A 24,696-nucleotide genomic window follows, 5' to 3' on the forward strand; every position below is an offset into this window, starting at 1 on the left:
TGCACTCGAGAGGGTGTGGGAGAGTAGGACACCGCCGGACACAACCACCAGTGATGGCCCCGAGCAACGACGCCCGGGGCCACCACCATTTAAAAACAACACACACGGACACACGGCATGGCACCCACAGACACAGGCACCGAGGCCTCATAGGCTGCCGTCGGCCAGGATCCGGTCCAGGGTGCTCGTACCAAGCTCGCTCATAGGCGGATTGGACTCCCGGTAATACCAGACCAGTCCCATGGCTTGCTCGAAGGCCCAGGCCGCTCCGCGCCGCCATTCGGCTTCGTCGACGTCCAGGAGCTCCCGGAACAGCGGTCGTCGCTGGCCATCGAGCAGGTGCCAGGCCGCAACCAGATCCAGGGCCGGATCGGCCGGGCCGAAGTCACCGGTATCCAGGACGGCTGCCAGCCGACGGCCGTCCACGAGGAGATTGCCGGGAATCAGATCACGGTGACTCATGACCGCCTGCCGGCCCTCCGGCAGTTCGCGGAAGCGCGCCCAGAGACGTCCCAGACGGGGGACGTCCAGAAGGCCCTCACTGCGGCGAAGACATTCCTGCATCCATTCCTCGTGCGTGCGGAGTGAACCGCCCCGTCCTCCGCCGGCGAAGGTGCGCCCGCGGACCGGATGCGCACGTAGACCGGCGACGAGCTCGGCCAGGTCCGCGGCGAAGGCGGGGGAGTCTTCATGGCTGGATGGCGTCGGATTCTGTCCTGACAGCCACCCCTGGAGGCTCCAGGGCAGTGGGTACTCCTCCGATGGGCGCCCGATGCCCAGAGGCTCCGGGCCCGGGAAAGGCGAAGCCGTCCTGAACTCCTCCATCGCAAGGGCCTCGGAGCGGAGTACCCCATAGAGCCTCTGGGGATCATCGTTGCGCAGCGGGAAGCGCGCCGTCGTACGTTCCCCCACACGATAGATGGTGTTGACGGTCCCCGCGGCTTTCAGCCTGCTGATGCGTTCCCCACGGTAGTGGGGGAACTGGCTGATGATGAGCTCCGCTGCGTGTGTATCGCTCAGAGGTATCTGGTCTTCATGCATCATGATCGATCCGTCTTTCCGTCCCCGGCTTATCCGCCCACGCTACCGTGTGCCGCCGGAGACCATGGCCGGCGGAGTGCGAGCCGGCCTGGACCCAGGACACCGGAGGACAGAGAATGGGCGCATGAGTGCATTCGAGGGATTCCCCGTGGGCGGGGCGGGCTTCTACGCCGAACTGGAGGAGAACAACACCAGAGAGTGGTGGCTCGAGCATAAGGACGCCTACGAAGAGTTGATACGGCAGCCCATGGTGTCCCTCCTCGATGAGCTGTCCGGTGAGTTCGGGCCGGCGAAGGTCTTCCGGCCGCAGCGCGATGTCCGGTTCAGCAGGGACAAGTCCCCGTACAAGACGGCCCAGGGCGGATTCGCCGCTGCGGCAGACGGCATCGGGCACTATCTCCACCTCGATGCGGAAGGGCTGATGGTGGGTGGCGGCTTCCACGCTTCGACCCCCGCTCAGCTCGCCCGCTTGCGCGAGGCGGTGGCCGCACCCGTGACCGGACAGGAGCTGGTGCAGATCACGGAGGGCCTCCAGTCCGAAGGGTTCGCGCTCGGCGGTGAGACGCTGCAGCGGGTTCCTCGCGGCTATCCGGCGGACCACCCACGAGCGGAACTCCTGAAGTACAAATCCCTCACGGCAGGGAAGACGCTCGGCACGCCCGAGTGGTTGCCGGGGGCCGGCGCGTTGGACCACATCAAGGGAGAGTGGCGGAAGCTGACGCCTTTCGTGGAGTGGCTGCGGTCGAATCTCTCGGAGTGAGCCTCCGTCAGGCTGCATCCGGCGTCAGCTTCCGGTGGGAGATCTCCCATTCCGCGGGTTGAAAGCCAGCAGATTATCCTGTTTCGCTTCTCGGACCGATCAGACTCACAGACATCCGTGAACTCGCCGCCGGCCTCAGTCCTCGTCGTCGGCGCTGATCACGCCTGCTTCCAGAACCTTGAGCAGATCGGTGTCGGGGTTCAGGAGCAGGGTGGCTTCGTCACGGCGGTGACGCAGCACATCGTCGATGTAGGACTGCAGCGCCTCCGCCATCGGCACGTGCTGGTTGCGCTTCTCCGTCATGTACCAGCGGTGCTCCAGTACCTCGTGCACCACCTCGGCCGGTTCCAGCTTGCCGGAGAGCTCGCGGGGGATGGAACGCACGATCGGTTCGAAGACCTGGGAGACCCAGGCATGAGCGCTGATCTCCTCGTCCTGCCCGGGGTAGTTGTCCGCACGGTAGGCGTCCATGTCGTTCAGGAGGCGGCGGGCCTGGTTCTCCTGGGCGTCCAGGCCGGTGAGGCGCAGCAGACGCCGTTGGTGGTGCCCGGCGTCGACGACCTTCGGCTGCAGCTGGATGGTGGAGCCGTCCGCCGTCGTCTTGATGGCGTACTCCTCCACATCGAAGCCCAGCTCGTTCAGACGGCGGATCCGTGCGCCGACGCGCCACCGCTCGCCCAGCTCGAAGGATTCCTTCGCCGTCAGCTCGTCCCAGAGCCTGCGATATGACTCCATGATCCGTTCGCTCGTCGCGACAGGGTCCACGAGCTCGTCGATCAGTTCGCCGTCCAGCAGATCCATCAGTTCACCGGCGATGTTGACCCGGGCGATCTCCAGGTCATACTCGCGCTGGCCGGTGGACAGATCCGGGTAGAGCTCGCCGGTCTCGGCGTCCACCAGATACGCGGCGAAGGCGCCCGCGTCCCGGCGGAAGAGCGTGTTGGAGAGCGAGACATCGCCCCAGTAGAAGCCGATCAGGTGCAGCCGTACCAGCAGCAACGCCAGGGCGTCGATCAGGCGGGTCAGAGTGTCCTTGCGGAGCATCTGGGAGAACAACGCACGGTACGGCATGGAGAATTTCAGATGCCGTGTCACCAGGCACGGGTTCAGCGGACGCCCGTCCGGGGTGGTGCGTCCCGTGATGACGGCCACGGGTTCGACGCCCGGCACGTCCAGCCGGGCCAGCTTCCGGAGCATGTGATACTCGTGGCGGGCCACATGCTCGCTGGTCTCCTTGATGGCGATGACGCTGCCACTGAGGTGTGCGAAGCGAACCACGTGACGGGAGATGCCGCGCGGCAGGGCGGCCAGGTTCTTCTGAGGCCATTCCTCCAGCGCGATGTGCCACGGCAGGTCCAGCAGCTCCGGATCAGCGCTGGCTGCCGTGATGTTCAGCGAACCGACCACCGGCCCCGGCATCGGCTCGGCCGTGCCGTTCTCGCTTCGCGGCAGCTTGCCCAGCTGTTCGTAGTCGGTGGGCTCATCGTGCCACTGTGCCCCGTTGGAGGACGCGTTCTCGCTCATGCTTCCATCTTCCCTTAAAGCCTCCGGGCCCCCGCAGGGGCCCGGAGCCCTGAATCGGTCCTGCGCGCCTCAGTCGTGTTCGGCGGCCACGCCGGCATTCTCCGGCAGCGGGACGACGGCGGAGAGGTCCACCCCTTCGAACGGGTCCCTCGGCAGGGCGTTCCAGTCGATGCCGGGGCTGGGACGGAAGGTCACGTCCAGGGCGACCAGCCGCTCACCGAGAGCACCCAGCCGGCCGGCGAACGCCGCGGAGTCCTTTCCGTCCGGGCTGGTCCAGGCGGTCTCGGCCACCGCGATCGCACGGGGGTAGATCAGCCAGTGTGCCTGATCCAGATTCCGGATGGTCTCGCTCCAGAGAGGGGCTTCGACACCCAGGAGGTCCTCTTCGCGAAGGCCGTCCCGCACCGGGTCCCAGCCGTAGTACAGGTCCCAGTCGCCGACGGCGGCCCACTTCAGGCCGATCGGGTCGGACTCGTCGTACTTCTGGTCCAGGTAGCTGCCCTTGCCGGGCGACATGACCACTCGCGCGCCGTTCTCCCGGACCTGCTTGAGGGTCGGCTCGATGTCACCGTCCCAGTACTGGACGACGGCGCCACGCGGCAGTTCCGCCTGGGCGAACTCGTTCCACCCCATGACGGTCTTCCCGGTCGCGGCCACCGAGGCGGCGAAGTCCGCCACCATGGCCACGAAGTCCTCTTTGCTGGTGACGAGAGCCTCGTCGCCGCCCATGTGCAGGTACTCTCCGGGAGTCAGCGCGGCGAGCTGACGGAACACCTCGGCCACGAAGGGACGGGTCAGCGGATTGTCGTTGTACAGGGTTGAGAAGCCCACCTCGCCGGTCGCCGTCGGACTCGTGGCGATGCCGTCCGGGTTCAGCTGCGGGATGGCGGCGAGGGCCGCGTTGACGTGGCCCGGGACGTCGAACTCCGGGACCACCGTGACGAAACGATCCGCGGCGTACTCGACGATCAAGCGGTAGTCGTCCTGGGTGTAGTACCCGGTGCGGCCGGGGCCCAGGCCCCAGCCCTCGCGATCCACGCCGCCGTCCTTGCCGATGCGCGCCAGCTCCGTGAAGTCGATTCCCGTGGGGTTGTCCTCCGGGGTGTCCAGCTCGATCCGCCAGGACTGGTCGTCCGCGAGATGGAGGTGCAGCATGTTGTATTTGAAACGGGTCATGACGTCGATGAGCCGACGGATCTCGTCCAGAGGGTAGAAACTGCGTGCCACATCGAGCATGAGGCCCCGGTACGCGAAACGGGGAGCATCATCGATGACGACGTGGCCGAGTTCCAGCGACGGAACCACCGACTCGGTGTACCCCTTCTCCAGTGCCGCAGGCAGCAGCTGGCGCAGCGAGGCGGCCGCGTAGAAGAGCCCGGCGGGGCGGGCTGCGGTGAGCCGTACGCCGTCGTCGTCCACGCTGACCGAATAGGCTTCCTGGCCGTCGACGGTGTCGTCGAGGGCGAAGGTGATGACCGATGAACCGGTCGGGGTGCTCACCACGGGCACGTCCCAGGAGGTGCCTGCCCGCAGCCAGGCGGCGAACTGTGCGGCCACCGCCTCTGCGCCCGCGGCGGCGAGGATCTGGGTCTGCGGTGACAGAGTGGTGGTCCCGGGCGACGGGACGAAGGACAAGGGTGCGGGCGTGATGAGGTTCTGCTGTGACACGGAATGCTCCTGGCGGGATCGCTGGATGACGGTCTGAAGAATCGAGTGGGTACCAAAGACGGCCCGTTCCAAGGGGAACGGGCCGTCTGGCTGCTGACGGGTCAGCGAGGGCCGGCGGTGAGCCGCGGGCGGTTGATCAGTCGCCGACGCGCTCGCCGGTCTTGGTGTCGAAGAGGTGCACGTGGCCCTGCTGGGGGCGGACCCAGATGGTGTCGCCCTTCATCGGGGGACGACGGCCGTCGACGCGGGCCGTGATGTCGTGCTGCTTGCCGTCGAGCGTGGTGTGGCCGTAGACGTAAGCGTCGGCGCCGAGTTCCTCGACGACGTCGGCCTCGACCTGCAGGCCCTCACCCTCGGGCGCGGACTCCAGGTCCTCGGGACGGACACCCAGGGTGACCGTGCTGCCGCTGGCCTCCTGGAGCACTTCACGAGCCACGGGGTAGACGGTGCCGCCGAACTTCACGCCGCCGTCGGCCACGGGAAGTTCGAGCAGGTTCATGGCGGGGGAGCCGATGAAGCCTGCGACGAAGACGTTGGCCGGGCGATCGTAGAGGTTACGAGGCGTGTCGATCTGCTGGAGCAGGCCGTCCTTGAGCACCGCCACGCGGTCACCCATGGTCATGGCCTCGGTCTGATCGTGGGTCACGTAGACGGTGGTGACGCCGAGACGACGGGTCAGGGACGCGATCTGGGTACGGGTCTGGACACGGAGCTTGGCGTCGAGGTTCGAGAGCGGCTCGTCCATGAGGAACACCTGCGGGTTACGCACGATGGCGCGGCCCATGGCGACACGCTGACGCTGACCGCCGGAGAGAGCCTTCGGCTTGCGGTCCAGGTACTGCTCGAGATCGAGGAGCTTGGCGGCCTCGCGGACGCGGGTCATGCGCTCTTCCTTGGACACGCCGGCGATCTTCAGGGCGAAGCCCATGTTGTCGGCAACGCTCATGTGCGGGTACAGCGCGTAGTTCTGGAAGACCATGGCGATGTCACGGTCCTTCGGGGGAACGTCGGTCACATCGCGGTCACCGATCAGGATGCGGCCGGAGTTGACGTCTTCGAGGCCGGCGAGCATGCGCAGAGAGGTGGACTTGCCGCAGCCGGACGGGCCGACCAGAACGAGGAATTCGCCATCTGCGATCTGGATGTTGAGCTTGTCAACGGCTGGCTTGCTGGTACCCGGGTAGAGGCGGGTTGCATTGTCATAGGTAACTGTAGCCACAGTTATCGTGTCCCTTCATCGGCAGGTACGTGCCGAACGATCCGTAGTGAATGGTGAGTATTCAGTTGTCGTGAAAGTGCGGGGTCCCTCCACCGGTTCCGCGAACCGGTCAGAGCGGATCCCGCACTCAAGGCGACGCCGCACGGTAATGTGCGTCACATCACATCCTCAGTATGGCAGATCGATGTGACTTTTGTCTCCCGTCTCGCGTGAACGTGCCGTGAACAGGTGCTCCAGCAGCGTCGCCACATCCTCCGGGGAGTCGACCCGGAAACGTGCCGCTGTGAACCCCTCACCCACCTTGACCCCGAGATCGGGATGCTCCAGATCGGGGTCGGTGATCAGGCGCGCGAACGCGGTCTCGTCGGTGACGTCGTCCCCGGCGTAGAGGACGCTCACGGGGCCGAGGACGGTGCGGAGGAACTCCAGAGTCTCGCCCTTGGACGAATGCACCACCGAGGCTTCGAGGACCCGCTTGCCCGCCATCAGATGGACCCCGTGGATGCGTTCCAGGAGGTGCCGGGCCGCTGCCTCGGCGTCGACCGCGTCGTCCGTGGTCGCCTGCCGGGTGTGCAGCACGGCGCCGGCCGGCTTCTCCTCCACCCAGCAGCCTTCCGCCTGGCTCGCGACTTCCTGCAGAAGGCCGCGTACGCGGGCGAGGAGCTCTTGCTGTTCCGGATCCAGGCTCAGCCCGCTGCTGCCCTCGCCGAGCCACAGCTCGGCCCCGTGACTGCCCACCAGGACCGTCCGCGGCCCCGGCTTGGCAACGGCCCGCAGGCTGTGCAGCGAACGGCCGGAGACGAGCGCCGTCGTCGTCGCCTCAAGGTCCGCGAGGCCCTTGAGCGCCGCAGCCGAGCGCGGCAAAGGGCGGGCGTCGTCGGCATGCGGCACGAGCGGGGAGAGGGTGCCGTCGAAATCCAGGGCCACCAGGAGCTGGGGAGCGGTGGCCAGCTGGGCGACGGCGGCCTTCAGCTCCTTGCCGAGCTCCGCGGGTGCCGGGTCTCCGGGACGGGCGGCGCTCATGCCGTCTTCTCCGAGGAGTTCTTCAGGGCGTCCAGGCGGTCTAGGAACGCCGCCGACCAATCACGCACATCGTGTGTGATCACGTGGCGGCGCATGGAGCGCATCCGCCGGGCGGCCTCCGCGCGGGACACCCGCGTGGCCGCGAGGATGGCGGCCTTCAGACCGTCGATGTCGTGCGGATTGATCAGGAACGCCTGTTTGAGCTGGTCTGCGGCACCGGTGAACTCGGAGAGGACCAAAGCGCCCGTGTTGTCCACGCGGGCGGTCACGTACTCCTTGGCCACCAGGTTCATCCCGTCCCGCAGAGCGGTCACGAGCAGGACGTCGGCGGCGAGGTAGAGGGCGACCATCTCCTCGACCGGGTAGCTGTGGTGCAGATAGCGCACGGCCGTGCGGCCCAGGGTGTCGAAGGCGCCGTTGATATGACCGACGGTTCCCTCGATCTCCTCACGGAGCAGACGGTATTCCTCCACCTGCTCGCGGCTCGGGCTGGCCACCTGGATCAGGCAGGCGTCCTCGACGCTCAGGTCGCCGTCCTTCAGGAGCTCCTCGTAAGCCTTCAGCCGGTGCCGGATGCCCTTGGTGTAGTCCAGCCGGTCGACACCCAGCAGCACGGTGCGCGGATTGCCGAGCTCGTGGCGGATCTGCCGGGCGCGCTCCACGACCTTCGGATCCCGCGCCAGGGTCTCGATCTGCGAGACTTCGATGGAGATCGGGTAGGCCTCGGCCACGCACTGATGAGCGGTCGGCAGCGCGGTGTCCACGGAGAGGGTCTGCGAACGCGGCAGCGGAGTCCGTACCGACGGCGCGGTGCGGGCGAGGGAGGCGCTGGTCAGCCGGGTCGCCGCGCGCAGGAAGTTCCGTGCGTCGCTGCTGCGCTGGAAGCCGACCAGGTCGGCGCCCAGCAGCCCCTCCAGGACCTCGCGCCGCCACGGCAGCTGCGCGAAGATCTCCTGCGGCGGGAAGGGGATGTGGTTAAAGAAACCGATGGTCACATCCGGCCGGATCTGCCGCAGCAGTCGTGGGACCAATTGCAGCTGGTAGTCCTGGACCCAGACCGTGGCGCCCTCGGCCGCCACCTTGGCGGCGGCCTCCGCGAAGCGCCGGTTGACCTTGCGGTAGGCGTCCCACCAGGTGCGGTGGAACTCAGGCCGGGCGATCACGTCGTGGTACAGCGGCCAGAGGGTGGCGTTGGAGAAGCCTTCGTAATAGAGCTTCACATCGTCGGAGCTCAACGGGACCGGCACGATGTCGGTGCCGTCGTGGCTGAACGGATCGAGGACCTCGTCCGGGGCGCCGTGCCAGCCCACCCATGCGCCTTCCGCCTCCTGCATGACTGGGGCGAGGGCTGTGACGAGGCCGCCGGGGGAGCGGCGCCAGTGCAGAGCGCCGTCGTCGTCCACTACGCGGTCCACCGGCAGACGATTGGCCACCACGACGAAATCGAAACGCCGTGATGAGTGTTGTTCGGTGGTCTGGCTGTTGTCTTCCGTGCTCATGAGGCCCCCTCAGAGATTGACTTCCAGGCTCGTGGACCAGCCTAGTCCGCGGGGGACAGGTGTTTCTCAGACACCTGACATAAAATCGTTACGACCTGGCAGCCCATGGCCTTGAGCCCACATCGACTGAGGAAGCATGAGCCCTTCGAATGAACCGCGCCTGAGCAAGGCGGAACGTACTGCCCAAGCCCGTGAAAAGGCACGCATCATCCGGGAGCAGCAGCTCAAGAAGGAGAAGCGCAACAAGCTCCTTCTGATCTGGGGCGTGGTGGTGGCCGCCGTCCTGGTGGTGGCGATCGTCGTCTGGTCCATCATGGCCAGCAACGCGCAGAACGCCCCGATCCCCGATTCGGGTGCGACCCCGGCCAACGCCAACATCCACGGCGGCGTCATCCTCACCAAGGACGGCGTGCAGGCGCAGAAGGCCTCCCAGGTCAACACCGCGACCCTCCCGGCTCAGCCCACTGCGGCCCCGAGCCAGGGTGCCGCTGCGACCCCTCCCGGTGTTGACGCGGAAGCAGGCAAGCCCGTGAAGGTGGTCGCCTACGTCGATTTCATCTGCCCGGTCTGCAAGAACTTCGAAGACACCTACGGTTCGCTGCTGGACCAGGACGTCAAGGACGGCAAGATCACGGTGGAGTACCGTCCGATCGGCCTGCTCGATTCCCGCTCCACCACCAACTACTCCTCGCGCGCCGCGGCAGCCGCGGCTTGCGTTCTGGATGTCTCGCCCGACAAGTACCCGGCGTACTTCAAGGCACTGTTCGCCCAGCAGCCGGCCGAAGGCAGTGCAGGCCTCACCAACGACCAGCTGATCAAGATCGCTCAGGACGTCGGAGCGAAGGACATCAGCCAGTGCGTCAATGACCGCACCTTCCGGCCGTTCGTCAAGAACACCACCATGGAGGCGACGGCGACCGGCGTGGTCGGCACCCCGACGATCTTCGTGGACGGCAAGCAGTTCGGTGCGGGCGCGGACGCCAGCACCCAGTTCCCGGACATGGTGAACAAGGCGATCGCCGCCAAGGCCGCCAAGAAGTAAGCCGCGACCGCTCGACGGCGGCCCGGTCCTCATGAGGACCGGGCCGCCGTCGTTTTGGGTGCTTCCGCACGTCTCCGTTACGCTTTAAGCCGCGCCGCCGTGATTTCACGCGGCGCCTGCCTCCTTAGCTCAGTTGGCCAGAGCACCTGTCTTGTAAACAGGGGGTCGCCGGTTCGAATCCGGCAGGGGGCTCGGCAGGGAGATCTGCGGAATCTCAATGAAATAGGCCCGCCCAGGAAACTGGGCGGGCCTTTTCTTTGCCATGGGCTGTGCTCAACTGTTCACTGAGCGGCCTGGACTAATCCTTCTTGTGGGCCTCAGCCCATGCCTTCTGTGCGTACTCTTTGACACTCGTGGGATCCGCCTGCAGGCCGGCGGCGGTGAAGCGCTGCATGAGGTTCTGGGTGATGTCCTCGACCGAATCACCGGGCGACACCTCCACAGACTCCACGATCTCCTGAATCTTCCGCTGCATTTCAGCGATGAAGTTGTTCAGTGAATTCTCGTCCCAGTTGAGATTCATTTCGACGGTCACAGGGCCCCCTTGCTCGACGCACTTTGAGCCACACCCTACCCGATGACGCCCGCGCGACTGCGGTGGCACCGTCGGTGTTGACCGTCGGGAAATCGCAGAGGCGGTCAACAAGGGCCGATCGGGACCTTGCCATCAAGGAGGCCGCTGAATCGGGCGTCAATGCCCGGACCTGATCGATGACCTCGACCGAACTGCCGGGACGGCGGCAAAGTGTCTTGTCGACAGAGGGGCGCCGATTCGAATCCGGCAGGGTCCCGCGAGAAGGCCCTGGAATCCGCCTGCTTCCGGGGCCTTTCGTCTTTCACCACACGCCGACACCGGAAGACCGCGTCCCTCCGGCGCCCTCTTGCCCCTCCTTTGGGGTGAGTCCGCTACTCGGGGCGCGAGTCCGCTATCCCGGGTCGCGGATTCGCGCCCTGGATAGCTGACTCGGCAAGTGGGCCTCGCATGCTTGCCCGACCGGCTCACCTCGCGGGCCCGCCTGCCCCGCCAGCACACCCCGCCGGTTTGCCCGTCTGTTAACCCGGGCGTACCATGGAGGTGCACGCTTCGTTAGGCGAGGCTTCTGTATGAACACAGGCCACTGATCTCACGACGTCGAGAGACGCCCAAGGTTAGGACAGGTCTTCCCGGCTTAAGGGTTGACCCAAGGTGGCTTCCGGATTCGTTCCGGATACGTCGTGCAGTGCCAAAGCTCTTACGTGGAGGCGACAGCAGCATCCCCTCGCTCACGGGACCTCGTGTCCTGAGCCAGGATGTCACGTCCAGCAAGCCGGGACCCACCGTGTCCCGGACCTCCACGTTCGCGGTGCGCGCACGAGCCGTACAGGAGGTGAGTCCCATTTCTGCGGACAGTAGTAGTCAACGCTTTCTTTATCTGGGGACCGCCTCCGCGCACCCACTCCACACCTGCTGACACCCGGCCACCGGCCTCGCCACGCAGTGCCAAGTTCACTGCCGAGCTCGCCGTCGGGCAGCACCTCGCCGTAGCACAGCTGTGCCTTCATGCGACCGTACCGTGGATTCCGCGCGCCCCGCCGTCCCCTTGCCCAGCCTAGGCGGCCGTGTTCCGGCCGCCGCAGGCAGCCAAGGAGTACATCATGCTGACCTTCCTCAGCCGCGGTGCAGAGCGCACCGCCACCCTCGACACCGCCCGGCAGAGCAACACCGCCCGTTCCGCGGAGCTGCTGGCCATCGCCCGTATGGCCCCCGATGCCGCCCTGCGCCACCTCGGCAGCGCACCCGAAGGACTCACCCCCGCCGATGTCCGGGACCTCCTGGAGAGCTTCGGCCCCAACGACATCCGCCACGATCGCCCGGCACCCGCCGCAGTGCAGTTCCTCAAGGCCTTCGCCAACCCGTTCGTGCTGATCCTGCTGTTCCTGGCCGGCGTCATGTTCGTCACCGACGTCGTCCTCGCCGACCCCTCCGACGGCCCGGACTACAAGGGCTTCCTGACCATCAGCACCATGGCCACGATCAGTGCCGTCATGCGCTTCTGGCAGGAGTACCGCGCGGGCAACGCCGCTGAGAAGCTGCGCGCCATGGTCACCACCACGGCCACGGTGACCCGCTGCCTCGACGGCAAGCCCGTTACCGGGGAGAAGGACATCCAGGGGATCGTCCCCGGCGACATCCTCAGCTTCGCCGCCGGAGACATGCTCCCCGCGGACGTCTGCTTCCTGAAGACCAAGGACCTTCAGATCAACCAGTCCATGCTGACCGGTGAGGCCATGCCGGTCGAGAAGGCGGCGGGCGCCCTCGCCCCCGCCGCTCCCTCCGGCCCCACCGGGGACCCTCTCCAGGACGTGGACCCGCTCGGTGCCGACAACCTCGGCTTCATGGGCACCTCGGTCGTGTCCGGTTCCGGAACAGCGGTCGTCGTAGCGACAGGAAACCGGACGGCCTTCGGTTCGCTGGCCGCATCGCTCTCCGGAACCCGCCCGGAGACCGCTTTCGACACCGGGATCAAGAAGGTCAGCATGACGCTCATCCGCTTCATGCTGATCATGGTTCCGACCGTGTTCGTCATCAACGGACTCACCAAGGACTGGACCAGCGCCTTCCTCTTCGGTGTCACCACGGCGGTCGGCCTGACCCCGGAGATGCTCCCGCTGGTGGTCACGGCGAATCTCGCCAAGGGCGCCACCCTCATGTCCAGGCACCGGGTGATCGTCCGCCGTCTGAACTCCATCCAGAACCTCGGCGCCATGGACGTGCTCGCCACGGACAAGACCGGAACGCTCACGGAAGACCGCATCGTGCTGGAACGGCACCTGGACTCCACGGGCCGGGGCAGCGAGAGGACCCTGCTGTTCGCCGCGGTCAACGCGCACTTCCAGACCGGCCTGCGTGGCCTGCTGGACCGTGCCATCCTGGATTCCGCCGGGGATGAACTGCCCCGCATCACCGGTGCTTACACCCTGGTGGATGAGATGCCGTTCGACTTCGCCCGGAGGCGGCTCTCGGTGGTGGTCGAAGACCTTTCCGGCCACACCGTGGTCACCAAGGGCGCCGTGGAGGAAGTGCTGGGGCTCTGCACACAGGAGCTCACCGGCCGTGTCCCGGGCGGCACCGCGGCCCCGCTGAGCGATGCCCGACGGGTCGAGATCGAGGAGCTCGTCGCGGAGCAGAACGCCCTCGGCCTGCGGGTGCTGGCCGTCGCGGTCCGTGAGATCCCGGCCGCCGAGCTCGTCGGGAAGCCCGCCTCCGGAGGGCACCTCGACTATTCCGTCCAGGACGAGCGGGACATGACGTTGGTGGGCTTCCTGACCTTCCTCGACCCGCCCAAGGCCAGCGCCGGCCCGGCGCTGGCGAGCCTGGCCCGCAACGGTGTGGCCGTGAAGGTCATCACCGGCGACGGTGCACTCGTGGCGCAGAAAGTCTGCGCCGACGTCGGACTCGACACCGGCGCCGTGGTGCTCGGCCAGGAGACCGAGGCTCTGGACCTCGCCCAGCTCGGTGAACTCGCGGAGCGCACCACTCTCTTCGCCAAGGTCAACCCGGCTCAGAAGGCCCGCATCATCGAAGCCATGCGCGAGCACGGTCACACGGTGGGCTACCTCGGCGATGGGGTCAACGACGCTGCGGCCCTGCGCACCGCCGACGTCGGCATCTCCGTGGACACCGCCGTGGACATTGCGAAGGAGTCGGCTGACATCATCCTGCTGGACAAGGACCTCACGGTCCTGGAGCACGGTGTGATCGAAGGCCGCCGGACCTTCGTGAACACCATGAAGTACATCAAGATGACCGCCTCCAGCAATTTCGGCAATATGTTCAGCGTCCTGGTCGCCTCGGCCCTCCTGCCCTTCCTGCCCATGATCCCCGTGGTCACGCTGCTGCAAGGACTGGTCTACGACATCTCCATGCTCACGCTCCCGTGGGACAAGGTGGATCAGAAGGAACTCAGCCGCCCGCGCGCCTGGGAGTCGGAGAGCCTGTCCCGCTTCATGGTCTGGATCGGGCCGCTGTCCTCGATCTTCGACATCAGCACCTACGCGCTCATGTGGTTCGTCTTCGCGGCCAACACCCCGGAACACGCCGCGCTGTTCCAGTCCGGCTGGTTCGTGGAGTCGATCATCTCCCAGACGGTGATCGTGCACATCCTGCGGACCCGCAGGATTCCTTTCCTGCAGTCCCGTGCCAGCCGCTCCGTACTGCTCGCCACCTTGGCGGTCTGCGCGTTCGGCCTGCTGCTGCCCTTCACCGGGTTCGGCGCCTCGCTCGGGCTTGTGGCACTGCCGTGGACCTACTTCCCGTGGCTGGTGCTGACCATCGCGGCCTACGGCCTGGTGGCGGAGACCGCCAAGCGTGTCTTCATCCGACGCTTCGGCGCCTGGATCTGACTCCGTCCCATCCTGCGCACGACGACGGCGGCAACGAGGCCGCCGTCGTCGTCGTGCGCAGGAAAGCCGTTCACGAAACAGAGGAGGAACCTCATGGACGCACTCGACCTGACACTTCGCATGGTGACCGGCCTCGGCCTGGGCGCCCTCATCGGCTTCGAACGGCAGCTGCGCTCGCGGATCGCCGGGGTGCGCACCAACGCCCTGGTGAGCCTGGGTGCCGCACTGTTCGTCATCATGGGCGCCTTCAGCTTCACCGGCGAACATGCCGACCCCACCCGGGTGGCGGCCCAGATCGTCTCCGGCATCGGCTTCCTCGGCGCCGGCGTGATCATGAAGCAGGGTGCGTCGGTTTCGGGGCTCAACACTGCGGCCACCCTCTGGGCGTCAGCGGCGGTCGGAGCACTCGCCGGAGGAGGCATGCTGCTGCCGGCGGTCGGCGGCACAGCAGCGGTGGTCCTCTCCAATCTGCTGCTCCGCCCGCTGGGCCGCAGGCTCGATCGCCGGACCGGCCGCTTCAGTGAGGCGGTGGCCACCGAATACCACTTCGTCGTGCGTTCCAGCACGCTGGCTGAGGTCGCGGTCCGCTCCGCCGTCGTCGAGGCGGTACAGCGGCCCGAATTCACCGTCCACTCCCTGGAGGCGCAGGACATCCAGGACGGACAGACCGAACTGACCGTGGTGCTGAGCGCGGCGGAGCGCAACGACGCAGCACTGGAGACCGCCATCGCCAGCGTGATCCCCATCCCGGAGGTCACAGGCGTCCGTTGGCATGCCAGCGAGATCCGGGGAGAAGACTGAACCGCGAGGTCACGGAACGACTTTCTCCGTCACCTGCGAGTGACGGGCGACGGCGGAACCGGCCTTGCGGGGTAGGACATCCCGGGTGATCCGGCGTCACACTCCGTGACCCGGAGTCCTGGGACGTCACCCGCCGGTGCTTTCCAAGGGTCTCCGGTCCTGCACATCGGCCGTCCGGCGCTACGGGACGTCGTGCGGCGTCATCCGCCGTCGTACGCCGACCACGGCGCGAATGTTGAGCCGCCTTTCCTCGCGTGAACCGGGCCGCGAAATCCGCCCATGCTTCTGCTCAGATGGATGCCACGCGGCGGGCCACCCGGTCCGTCGGAGCGAAGAGGAGAGGCCCCGTGGGCAAGAACATCAGCAAGAGAACCGTGAGCAGGGCAGTGATCGCGGCCGCGATCATGAGTGCCACCGCACTCGTGCTGAGCGCTTGCGGGGGAGCGGCGACGGCCCAGAACGCGCAGGGCGAAGCCACCACCCTGCGCTATGAGGGCAGCACCAACAACGTGACCCTGCCCGAGCTTGCAGCGGATCTCGGATATCTGGGGGATCTGAAGCTCGACTGGATCGGGAACACCACCAGTGGTCCTGCCAGCATCCAGAACGCGGCCACCGGAAACACGGACTTCGGAGGGGCGTTCACCGGTGCCGTGGTGAAGCTCCAGGAAGCCGGGGCACCCGTGAAAGCCGTGATCAACTACTACGGGTCTGACGCCAAGTCCTTCTACGGCTACTACGTGAAGGACGACAGTCCCATCAAGACCGCGAGGGACCTGATCGGCAAGAAGATCGCGGTCAACACTTTGGGGGCGCACTCCGAAGCCGTGATCACCACCTATCTCCAGAAAAACGGGCTCAGCAAGGACGAGATCAAACAGGTCCAGCTCGTGGTGGTCCCGCCGAATGACACCGAGGAGGCGATCCGGCGCGGGCAGGTGGACGTCGGCGCCTTGAACGGGGTTCTGCAGGACAACGCCATCGCGGCGGGCGGACTGCATTCCCTCTTCAGCGACTACGGTCTCTTCGGCGCCTTCGCCGGAGGCCAGTATGTTTTCCGGAACGACTTCATCGCGAAGAACCCCGACACCGTGAGGACGTTCACCACCGGGGTGGCCAAAGCCATCGAATGGGCCCGCAACACCCCGCGCGCGCAGGTCATCCAGCGCTTCACGGACATCATCACCAAGCGTCACCGCAACGAGAGCACGGCCACGCTGAAGTACTTCAAGAGCATCGCCCTCCCTGCGAAGGGGGAGATCAAGGACGAGGACTTCCAGCGGTGGAACAGCTGGCTGAAGGACAGCGGGATCCTCAGCCAGGACGTGAATCCGTCCAAGTACTACACGAATGAGTTCAATTCCCTGGTCACCGCCGGGACGGGGGCCAAGAAATGAGCACGCCCAAGATCAGTCTCCGCCAGGTCGGCAAGAGCTTCACTGTCCGGGCCGGCAAGGGCCCGCGTTCCGCCGAACCGCGTCAGCTCGTGGCACTGCAGGACATCACCCTGGATGTGGCTGCCGGGGAATTCCTCACCTTGGTGGGTCCCAGCGGATCCGGCAAGACGACCCTGCTGGACATCCTTGCGGGTCTTGCCGCACCGGATACCGGTGAGGTCCTCCTGGACGGACGGCCCGTGACAGGACCAGGTCCCGACCGTGCGGTCGTCTTCCAGCAGTACGCGCTCTTTCCGTGGCGCACCGCCTCGGAGAACGTGGCTTTCGGGCTGGAGGACCGGCCGCTGGACGGAAAGGTCCTGAACCGGAAGGAACGGCGCGAACGGGCTTCCGAGTATCTTTCGCTGGTCGGCCTGTCCGGCTTTGATGACAGGTACCCCCATGAGCTCTCCGGCGGCATGCGCCAGCGCGTGGCGATCGCCCGCAGCCTCGCTTACGAGCCGGAGGTGCTGCTGATGGACGAACCCTTCGCGGCGCTGGACGCGCAGACCCGTGAACAACTGCAGGACGAACTGGTCCGGCTCTGGCAACGGACCGGGAAGACGATCGTCTTCATCACTCACGGCATCGAGGAAGCGGTGTACCTGGGGCAGAGGGTGGCCGTCCTCAGCTCGCGCCCCGGCCGTGTCAAGACGGTCGTGGACATCGAGCTGGGCGACCGCTCGGCCGAAACGGACCTCCGTTCCAGCCCGGAATTCGTGCGGCAGCGCCATCAGCTCTGGGAACTCCTGCACGACGAGGTCCGCCGGGCGCAGGCTTCCGGGCACGAGAAGATCCAGCCGGACGGCACCGCGGAAGAGCTCGCCGCAGAACCGCAGAGGAGCGTGGCCTGATGAGCACGAACACCCTGAACGACACCGCTCCACGCGCCGGGGCGGATGCCGCTGCGGCGGACCGCACTGAGATCGGTATCAACACCGGGATCGGCAGCGGTGCTGGGACTGGCGGTGGCGCTGGGACTGGCAGCGGCGCTGGGACCGCAGGTGGCATTGGGCCGACGACGGCGGCGGACGGCCGCCTCGGCGAGGAGACCCGGACACCGGTGGCGCCGTCGTCGTCCGCGGGTCCACTGCCGACGAGAATTCCGGACACCGCTGCGCAGGCGGTGCGCAGCCTGGGCCGCGGGGTGGTCCGGTTCCTCTGGTCCACGGGAGCGGTGCTGCTGTTCCTTCTTCTCTGGGAGTTCGGGCCCGGCCTGTTCCTCAGCCCGGCCACCCAGGTCTTCCTCCCGCCGCTCCATGAGGTCATCGCCGCCTTGGGGAAGCTCGTGGAGACCGGGCAGTGGCAGGAACACGTGCTCGCCAGCCTGGGCCGGTCGGTGAGCGGATTCGCCATCGCTGTGGGCCTCGGCGTCCCGCTCGGGCTGCTGATCGCCTGGTACCGCGGGCTGGACCGCTTCCTGAACCCTCTCCTGGAGGTCTTCCGGAACACCGCGGCCCTCGCATTGCTCCCCGTGTTCACCCTCCTGCTCGGCATCGGCGAGGTCTCCAAGATCAGCATCGTCGCCTATGCCGCGTTCTTCCCCGTCCTGCTGAACACCATCCTGGGCGCCCGGAGCGTGGATCCGCTGCTCATCCGCGCCGCCCGGACACTGGGTCTCGGCAGCGGGCGGCTCTTCACCAAAGTGATCCTGCCCTCCGCCGTGCCCACCATCTTCACGGGGATCCGGATGGCCGGCACCGCATCGGTCCTGGTCCTGATCGCAGCCGAGATGGTCGGGGCCAAGGCGGGCCTCGGGTACCTGATCACCAATGCGCAGTCCAGCTTCCTGATCCCCGACATGTATGCCGGGATCCTCACGGTGGCGGCCCTGGGATTCTCCGTCAACTATCTCCTGGTGGCTCTGGAACGCCACTTCTCCCGCTGGCGTCTGGCCCAGACCGGCCGCTGAGCACTGACAAGCAAGCCTGAAGAGGAAGGAAAACCCATGCCACGCCAACTCATCCTGAACGCGTTCCTCATGAGCAACGGGCATCACGAGGCCTCCTGGCGCCTGCCGGAGAGCGACACCCACGCCGCGACCGACGTGACGCACTACCAGCGGCTCGCCCAGACCGCGGAGCGGGCGCATTTCGATGCCGTGTTCTTCGCCGATTCCCCGGTGCTCCACGGGGACGTGACCCAGCGGCCCTACGGCGTGATCGAGCCGACGGTGCTTCTGGCCGCCATCGCGGCGGTCACCGAACGGATCGGGCTGGTGGCCACCGCGTCCACCAGTTACAACGAGCCGTACAACCTGGCGCGGCGCTTCGCCGGCCTGGAGCAGATCAGCGGAGGCCGGTCCGGCTGGAACGTCGTCACGACCGCAGGGGATGCTGCGGCACGGAACTTCTCCCTGGCGAGCCAGCCCGGTCACGCCGACCGCTACGCCCGGGCGGAGGAGTTCCTTCAGGTCACCGAGAAGCTCTGGGACAGCTGGGAGGACGACGTTCACGTGGGGGACAAGGGAGGCGGCACCTGGGGGGACGCCTCCAAGGTCCACCCCGTGCTGCACCGCGGAGAGTTCTTCCGGGTCGACGGTCCGCTCGATGCCCCGCGCTCGCCGCAGGGCAGGCCCGTGATCATCCAGGCCGGTTCTTCGGAGAGCGGACGGGACTTCGCAGCCCGCTGGGCGGAGGCCGTGTTCACGGCACACCAGAGCATTGAGAGCGCCCGTGAGTTCTACGCGGACCTCAAACGGCGGGTGGCGCTCGCGGGCCGGGACGCCGACACCGTGAAGATCCTGCCCGGGATCGTCCCGGTGATCGGCGCCACCGAGGCCGAGGCCCGTGCCCTCGACGAGGAGCTCGACCGCCTCATCCTGCCCGAGCACGCGCTCCGGCACCTCGCCGGCGTCCTCGGCGTCGACCCTTCACGACTGGAACTGGACCGTCCGCTCCCTGAGGACCTCCCCGAAGAGTCCGCGATCGAGGCGAACAAGAGCCGCAGGACCCTGATCGTGGCGCTCGGCCGCGATGAGGGTCTGACGGTCCGCCAGATCATCGGCCGCCTGGGTGGCGGCCGTGGACACCAGACCTTCGCGGGAACGGCGGTCCAGGTGGCCGACCGTATCGAACACTGGTTCACGACCGGGGCCGCCGACGGCTTCAACATCATGCCCCCGGTCCTGCCGTCCGGCCTGGAGGTCTTCACCCGGGAGGTGGTTCCGATTCTGCAGGAACGCGGTCTCTTCCGCACCGAGTACACGGGGACCACGTTGCGTGAGCACTACGGGCTGCCCCGGCCGGCGAGCCTCTTCACGGGCAGGAGCGCTGACGACGACGGAGCACCCGTGAGAGCGGCAGGCGGCGGTGCCGCAGAGGCACAGTCAGTGCTGCTCGGGGGAGGTGCCGCACATGCCGCTCGTCAGTGATCCGGACGGCGCCTTGTTGCGCCACGCCTTCGCCAAGGTGCCCAGTGGCGTGGCGGCGCTCGCCGCGCTGGTGGACGGTGCGCCGCAAGGTCTGGTGGTGTCGACATTCACGGTGGGTGTCTCGCTGGACCCGCCCCTGGTGATGTTCGCCGTTCAGAACTCCTCCAGGACCTGGCCGGTGCTGCGTCGCTCCGGCAGGCTCGGAGTGTCGGTCCTCTCCGCTCATCAGGAACATGCGGCACGACAGATCGCGTCCAAGGACGGCGACCGCTTCGCCGGACTCCCCGTGAGCGTCAGCAGCGAAGGGGCGCTGCTCCTGCCGGGGGCAGCCCTCTGGCTCGACTGCTCGGTGGAGCAGGAGGTCCCGGCCGGGGATCACGCCGTCGTGCTTCTGAGAGTGCATGCGCATGAGGTGCGGGAAGGACACGTGGACCCGCTGGTGTTCCACGGCTCGGCGTTCACGGGGTTGAGGCAGCCGGCGTTCGTCTAGGTGACACCGTCGCCCGGGATGATCCGGGTGCATTCTCGGGGAAGTGGGCCGTGTGCTCACTTCCCCGAGATCGTGTTCAGGGCCAGAACGATGATGAAGCCGTTGAAGAAGAAGCTGAGGATCGAGTGCCAGGTGACCAGCCAGCGGCCTCGGGAATCGAGCACCTCGCAGTCCGACGCGGCAAAGGTGGTGCCCATGGTGTAGGAGAAGTAGACGAAGTCCACCATGCGGGGTCTGGTGGTTCCCGGGACCCTCAGCAGGGGTCCCTTTCTGCCGTAGTGCCGTTGGAAGTAGATCTGGGCGAAGCCCCAGTGCATGAGCGCCCAGGCGAGCAGCATGCTCCAGACGCCGACCGCATAGGCGAGGATCTTCACGTCCTCCTCGGCGGTGCTGGGTGTCAACAGTACCTGAGCGGCTGCGGTCACGCCGATCATGCTGGCGAGGACGGTGGCGGCGATGGTGACGATCCGGGCGACGGGACTGATTTCGGCGGCCACCGGAACGGCCTGCTCGGCCGTCTGGACGACCCCGGCCTGACGCCCGAGACGGACGATCATGACCACGGAATAGACGGTGCCGAAGAGGCACCAGAGGGCCAGCAAGGACAAGACGCTCAGGTCCTTCTCCGCCACCATCACCGGGAAGAAACCGAGCACGCACAGAGCGAGCTGGGTGATCATGTGGACGATGAACCCCGTACTGGGAGCCCTGTTCTGCGGGCGAAGCCGTGATGAGGTGCGTGTTCTTCTCCGGTTCCGGGCCATAACCGCAATGGTAGGGCCCATCCGGCACCTGATACGAGGCTCGGTGGCGTCGCCCGAAGGACCACTTGACCTTGACGCTACGTCAACTTCTACGCTGGAAGGCATGGAGGAGAACACGCTCTGGAGCATCCAGGAGATCGCCCGGCTTGCCGGGACCACCAGCCGCACACTGCGGCACTACGAACAGGTGGGGCTGTTGCAGCCGAGCTCAGTGGGGCACAACGGATACCGCTACTACGATCAGGCGGCTCTGGTCCGGCTTCAGCGCATTCTTCTCCTCCGTGGCCTGGGACTCGGGCTGCCGGTCATTGCGGAGGTATTGGACCGGCAGCAGGAGCCTGCTCAGGCTCTGAGGCACCATCTCGGGCTGCTCCGCCAGGAGCAGGACCGGCTGAGCCGTCAGATCCAGGCCGTGGAAAACACCGTCGAACAATTGAAAGGAGGTGGTCGGCTCATGGCACAGGAGATGTTCGATGGCTTCGACCACACGCAGTACAAGGAAGAAGTGGAACAACGCTGGGGTGCCAAGGCTTATGCGGACTCGGACGCCTGGTGGCGGGGTCTGGGCCGTGACGGTCAGCAGACATGGAAGGAACGCCAGGAGGCGCTCAGTGCGGCCTGGGTGAGCGGGGCTGAACGAGGGCTGGAGCCGGCCGGGGCCGAGGCCCAGGACCTCGCGGCGCGGCACGACGCCTGGCTGTCCGGAATCCCCGGCACCCCGGGGTACCCGAACGGGGCCTCCGCGGAGTACCTGCTGGGTCTGGCCGAGATGTATGTGGCGGATGAGCGATTCGCCGCGCACTACGGCGGACAGAGCGGTGCGGAGTTCGTCCGGGACACCCTCCGCGTCTACGTGGAGCGCCGGGATTCCTGACGGTGCTCCGCACGGTCCGCTGCTCGCGAGATGCCAGTTGGGCACAGTCCTGAGCCTCAGGACTGTGCCCAACTGGCATCTCGCGAGCAGCGGAGGATACGGATCAGGCCCGGCGAAGGCTGATGTTGTTGCAGGCCTCGCACACGCTCTCCGGGATGACTCCCGCAGACTGCAGACGCCCGAAGATCCAGCAACCGAGGCAGAACCCTGCGAACGCTTCGAGGGACGCGGCCACGATGAGTACGCCCAGGAGCGCCCAGGCGACGGGAGCCAGACCGAGGCTCCAGAACAGTGCGGCCGCCGTGGACACCACGGCACCGATGCCCTGTGCGAAGCGCTTGGGCGGCCCCGCGACCAGGCGGGGCTTACCGATCCTCGGTGCGATGACGTGGACGGCCAGGCGCCCGACGGGGGAGTACCTCGGGCCACCGGCCACGCGGAGCCAGAAGCCCAGGGCGATGAGCCAGAGCAACCAGCCCCAGCCTGCGGCGAGCCCCAGGACCAGCGTCACCAGGCTGAGCAGCACGATGACGCCGGCCGTGGAACGTGCGGCGTACTCATTCACCGGGTTGGGGAACGCGAACGCCCGCCGAAGCCCGGTGCCGAAAGAGGAGGCGGTCATGCGCCCAGGATAGGGACGGCCCGTCCTCAGAGGGAAGCAATGTTGCTCCGTGCGACGGACGGACCGTCCCGGGGACCACGGTCAGAAGAACAGCGGAACGTGGAGTTCCTTGATCCACGCCGCCCTTCGGTAGTCACGGGCACGGAGGAGGATCGAGTCGTTGAAGACCTCCACCTGAAGCCCACTGGCCTCCAACGGGTCGAGAGAGCGCTCGCCGCCATGGCCGTCGTCCTCGAAGAGCGTCTGGATGGCGCCCGTGTTGACGGTCATGAAGCCCTCGGGGTTCCCTGTGCCGGGGACGATGCGGCGCACCGCCCAATCGGAGAGGTTCAGATCCCAGTGGGTGTGGCCGCTGAAGAAGAAGACGTTGCGGTACTGACCCAGGAGGTTCAGTACCCGGTCCGGCTGGAGGTAGTCGGATTTGTAGAGGGCGTTGCGGGTTCCCGAGACCGTGTTGGGCAGCGGGTGATGGCAGAAGACCATCACCGGCTTCTTCCGCCGGGCCCAGTACGCGAGCCGGGATTCGAGCCAGGAGAACTGCTCGTCGCTCATCCATACCTCATCCCACAGCTTGGAGTCGTGGTAGTGCATGTACTTCTCCGTGCCCAGCAGCAGGGCGGGGACCCCGCCAAGGTCCACTTCCGTGTAGACCTTCCGGCGGCCGGTGAAATCGTAGAAGTTGTTGAAAAGGGTCTGCTCCGTGCAGCCGTTCGGCCAGGTGGCCTGCTGCAACGTGGTGGGAGTGGCCCACTTCGGCACGTAGAACTCGTGGTTGCCGATCACCCAGTGGGCGTTCCGGGGGTGGGGATTGGACTCCAGGACCTTCTTGACGTCCCGGTACTCGAAGTCATAGCCGCGCGGGGTGATGTCGCCGTTGATGACGAGTCCGGCGCTCCGATTGCGGGGGTTGGTCTCTTCGATGTCCTGAAGGGCCATGGCGAAATCGTGGAGATCGCCCTGAATGTCGCTGATGACCGAGAAGACGCTCTTGGGTCGCCCGCGTCCGAGGGTGCCGGGTGAGGGTGCGTCGGCCTGCGCCGCCGTCGTGGTGCCGAGGGCGGCGAGGCCTGCCAGGGAGGACGCGAGGGCTGTGCGTCGGGTGAGGGGGTTCATGGCGCGGTGAGTCTTTCGCTGGGAGGGGTCTGACCCCTCAACCCTCGCAAGCCAGGGTGAATGCACGCCCCGCCCCGATTGCACTTGTCTAGACAGCGGAGTGAACGTCCGGTGAATGCCGTTCACCGAATGCTCTCCCTGGCAGGGTTCTATTCCCCGCCGGCGGGGGCTCCGGGTGGCATGGCCGGTGCGGGAAGCGCGTTGAAGGTGTACAGCTGGATGCTGTCGATCCCAGGAACCGCGCCAAGCTCCTCGATGAGTGTCTCCGGCACGTAGCGGCCGCCGACGATCAGACGGCGGGCCAGTGATCCCTTGCCGCTGAGGAACCGGAGGGAGGGGCCGACGCCGATCCGGCCTGCGAGGGACACGAGCTTGGCTTTCGGCACGGCCCCGGCCACCCCGGCCCTGATCGGCAGCGTGATGTCCTCGCGCCGCAGCATCCCGGCGTAGTCCCGGATGTGCTCCGCCGAGAAGCACATCTGTGTGACGATGCGGCTCGCGTACTCCTGCTTGCGCCGCAGGGAATCGAGCAACGCGTCGTCGCCGATGCGTGGATGCCCCTCGGGGTACCCGGCCACTCCCGTCGTGAAGCGGTCGCCGTCGAGTTGCCCGATCTCCCGGAGAAGCTCCTCGGCCGTGCCGTAAGGACCTGCCGCGTTCGGCAGGTCCCCACCGATCACGAAGAGCTCGGAGATGCCTGCCGCCGCGCATTCCGACAGGATGTCCGACAGTTCCTTCCGGCCGGTGATCGCCTTCGCCGCAAGATGCGGGGTGACGGTGTACCCGAGCTCCGAGAGCCGGGAGGCCGTCTTCAGTGTGGCCGCGACGCCATGCTTGGGCAGGCAGGTCACGCTGAGCGACGACGACGGCGGCAAGGCACCGCGGACGGCGTCGACGATGCCCTCCGTCGGGATGACTTCCAGGTGTATAGACAGCATGGCTACCCCGTTCCGAACGGTCTCAGTTCTCGGTGGTGAGGAGGGTGCGGGCTTCTTGGCGGGTGGTGCCGGAGTCTTGGATGGTGTCGGCGATGTGGGTGAGGTTGTTGGGGATGTCGCGTCCTT

General features: G+C 66.8%; 21 protein-coding genes, 1 tRNA gene and 1 riboswitch. Of the genes, 11 read left to right on the forward strand and 11 right to left on the reverse strand.

The genetic code is table 11. From position 1 onward, the window contains the following. Positions 1-147: 147 nt before the first annotated feature. The gene (locus tag ACIPXZ_RS16780) at positions 148-1,044 is read right to left on the reverse strand and encodes an aminoglycoside phosphotransferase family protein (RefSeq protein ID WP_400596428.1); all 897 of its coding nucleotides are present in this window, start codon (positions 1,042-1,044) and stop codon (positions 148-150) included. Between the two features lie 121 nt (positions 1,045-1,165). Between ACIPXZ_RS16780 and ACIPXZ_RS16785 the strand changes: the two genes are divergently transcribed. Continuing rightward, the gene (locus tag ACIPXZ_RS16785) at positions 1,166-1,801 is read left to right on the forward strand and encodes a DUF2461 domain-containing protein (protein WP_400596430.1); all 636 of its coding nucleotides are present in this window, start codon (positions 1,166-1,168) and stop codon (positions 1,799-1,801) included. Positions 1,802-1,936: 135 nt separating this feature from the next. Here the strand turns inward: ACIPXZ_RS16785 and ACIPXZ_RS16790 are convergent, their stop codons facing one another. The 5 genes from ACIPXZ_RS16790 to ACIPXZ_RS16810 form a co-directional block, all read right to left on the reverse strand. Beyond that, positions 1,937-3,325: a DUF4032 domain-containing protein gene (locus ACIPXZ_RS16790; RefSeq protein ID WP_400596433.1), complete on the reverse strand. Its 1,389-nt coding sequence runs from the start codon at positions 3,323-3,325 to the stop codon at positions 1,937-1,939. A gap of 69 nt (positions 3,326-3,394) precedes the next feature. After that, a complete protein-coding gene (locus ACIPXZ_RS16795; protein ID WP_400596435.1) occupies positions 3,395-4,993 on the reverse strand; it encodes a family 20 glycosylhydrolase in 1,599 nt (532 codons plus the stop codon). A gap of 136 nt (positions 4,994-5,129) precedes the next feature. Further along, entirely contained in the window at positions 5,130-6,212 is a 1,083-nt protein-coding gene (locus tag ACIPXZ_RS16800; protein ID WP_400596437.1) for an ABC transporter ATP-binding protein, read from the reverse strand. Between the two features lie 168 nt (positions 6,213-6,380). Continuing rightward, positions 6,381-7,235 (reverse strand): trehalose-phosphatase, encoded by an 855-nt coding sequence (gene otsB, locus ACIPXZ_RS16805; protein ID WP_400596439.1) that lies wholly within the window; start codon positions 7,233-7,235, stop codon positions 6,381-6,383. Next, positions 7,232-8,734: a trehalose-6-phosphate synthase gene (locus ACIPXZ_RS16810; protein WP_400596441.1), complete on the reverse strand. Its 1,503-nt coding sequence runs from the start codon at positions 8,732-8,734 to the stop codon at positions 7,232-7,234. The genes otsB and ACIPXZ_RS16810 overlap by 4 nt, the downstream gene beginning before the upstream one ends. 136 nt (positions 8,735-8,870) lie before the next feature. Here ACIPXZ_RS16810 and ACIPXZ_RS16815 point away from each other — a divergent pair, with 136 nt between their 5' ends. Together ACIPXZ_RS16815 and ACIPXZ_RS16820 are read left to right on the forward strand one after the other, a co-directional pair. Continuing rightward, positions 8,871-9,776, forward strand: a complete 906-nt coding sequence (locus ACIPXZ_RS16815; RefSeq protein WP_400596443.1) for a DsbA family protein — start codon at positions 8,871-8,873, stop codon at positions 9,774-9,776. A gap of 118 nt (positions 9,777-9,894) precedes the next feature. After that, a tRNA-Thr gene (locus tag ACIPXZ_RS16820) sits at positions 9,895-9,968 on the forward strand. 106 nt (positions 9,969-10,074) lie between these two features. On the opposite strand, the gene ACIPXZ_RS16825 is transcribed toward ACIPXZ_RS16820, so the two are convergent. Then, positions 10,075-10,311, reverse strand: coding sequence for a hypothetical protein (locus ACIPXZ_RS16825; protein WP_400596445.1), 237 nt, complete (start codon positions 10,309-10,311; stop codon positions 10,075-10,077). A 541-nt stretch (positions 10,312-10,852) separates the two neighbouring features. Beyond that, positions 10,853-11,025: riboswitch (M-box (ykoK) riboswitch) on the forward strand. 386 nt (positions 11,026-11,411) lie between these two features. Between ACIPXZ_RS16825 and mgtA the strand changes: the two genes are divergently transcribed. From mgtA to ACIPXZ_RS16860, 7 genes are all read left to right on the forward strand, one after another. Further along, the gene (gene mgtA / locus ACIPXZ_RS16830) at positions 11,412-14,159 is read left to right on the forward strand and encodes a magnesium-translocating P-type ATPase (protein WP_400596447.1); all 2,748 of its coding nucleotides are present in this window, start codon (positions 11,412-11,414) and stop codon (positions 14,157-14,159) included. Positions 14,160-14,252: 93 nt separating this feature from the next. Beyond that, positions 14,253-14,960: an MgtC/SapB family protein gene (locus tag ACIPXZ_RS16835; protein ID WP_400596449.1), complete on the forward strand. Its 708-nt coding sequence runs from the start codon at positions 14,253-14,255 to the stop codon at positions 14,958-14,960. 347 nt (positions 14,961-15,307) lie between these two features. Then, positions 15,308-16,357, forward strand: coding sequence for an ABC transporter substrate-binding protein (locus ACIPXZ_RS16840; RefSeq protein WP_400596451.1), 1,050 nt, complete (start codon positions 15,308-15,310; stop codon positions 16,355-16,357). Next, positions 16,354-17,250 (forward strand): ABC transporter ATP-binding protein, encoded by an 897-nt coding sequence (locus tag ACIPXZ_RS16845; protein ID WP_400596453.1) that lies wholly within the window; start codon positions 16,354-16,356, stop codon positions 17,248-17,250. The genes ACIPXZ_RS16840 and ACIPXZ_RS16845 overlap by 4 nt, the downstream gene beginning before the upstream one ends. Further along, entirely contained in the window at positions 17,250-18,308 is a 1,059-nt protein-coding gene (locus ACIPXZ_RS16850; RefSeq protein WP_400596455.1) for an ABC transporter permease, read from the forward strand. Before ACIPXZ_RS16845 ends, ACIPXZ_RS16850 begins: the two co-directional genes overlap by 1 nt. Before the next feature lie 36 nt (positions 18,309-18,344). Then, positions 18,345-19,769, forward strand: coding sequence for an LLM class flavin-dependent oxidoreductase (locus ACIPXZ_RS16855; protein WP_400596457.1), 1,425 nt, complete (start codon positions 18,345-18,347; stop codon positions 19,767-19,769). After that, complete coding sequence (locus ACIPXZ_RS16860; protein WP_400596459.1) at positions 19,753-20,259, forward strand: flavin reductase family protein; 507 nt, start codon at positions 19,753-19,755, stop codon at positions 20,257-20,259. Before ACIPXZ_RS16855 ends, ACIPXZ_RS16860 begins: the two co-directional genes overlap by 17 nt. A gap of 56 nt (positions 20,260-20,315) precedes the next feature. Here the strand turns inward: ACIPXZ_RS16860 and ACIPXZ_RS16865 are convergent, their stop codons facing one another. Continuing rightward, positions 20,316-20,939 carry a DUF1345 domain-containing protein gene (locus ACIPXZ_RS16865; RefSeq protein WP_400596461.1) on the reverse strand — a complete coding sequence of 208 codons (624 nt, stop codon included), beginning with the start codon at positions 20,937-20,939 and terminating at the stop codon, positions 20,316-20,318. A gap of 187 nt (positions 20,940-21,126) precedes the next feature. Between ACIPXZ_RS16865 and ACIPXZ_RS16870 the strand changes: the two genes are divergently transcribed. Then, on the forward strand, positions 21,127-21,897 hold the full coding sequence (locus tag ACIPXZ_RS16870; protein WP_400596463.1) for a MerR family transcriptional regulator: 771 nt from the start codon (positions 21,127-21,129) through the stop codon (positions 21,895-21,897). 103 nt (positions 21,898-22,000) lie between these two features. Here ACIPXZ_RS16870 and ACIPXZ_RS16875 read toward each other — a convergent pair whose 3' ends face one another. From ACIPXZ_RS16875 to ACIPXZ_RS16885, 3 genes are all read right to left on the reverse strand, one after another. Next, complete coding sequence (locus ACIPXZ_RS16875) at positions 22,001-22,519, reverse strand: DUF4395 domain-containing protein (protein ID WP_400596465.1); 519 nt, start codon at positions 22,517-22,519, stop codon at positions 22,001-22,003. Positions 22,520-22,600: 81 nt separating this feature from the next. Further along, on the reverse strand, positions 22,601-23,632 hold the full coding sequence (locus ACIPXZ_RS16880; RefSeq protein WP_400596467.1) for a DUF4073 domain-containing protein: 1,032 nt from the start codon (positions 23,630-23,632) through the stop codon (positions 22,601-22,603). A gap of 149 nt (positions 23,633-23,781) precedes the next feature. Beyond that, positions 23,782-24,570 carry a methylenetetrahydrofolate reductase gene (locus tag ACIPXZ_RS16885; protein WP_400596470.1) on the reverse strand — a complete coding sequence of 263 codons (789 nt, stop codon included), beginning with the start codon at positions 24,568-24,570 and terminating at the stop codon, positions 23,782-23,784. Positions 24,571-24,696: the final 126 nt, after the last annotated feature.

Source organism: Arthrobacter sp. NPDC090010 (assembly GCF_044748305.1).
Classification (GTDB): Bacteria; Actinomycetota; Actinomycetes; order Actinomycetales; family Micrococcaceae; genus Arthrobacter_E.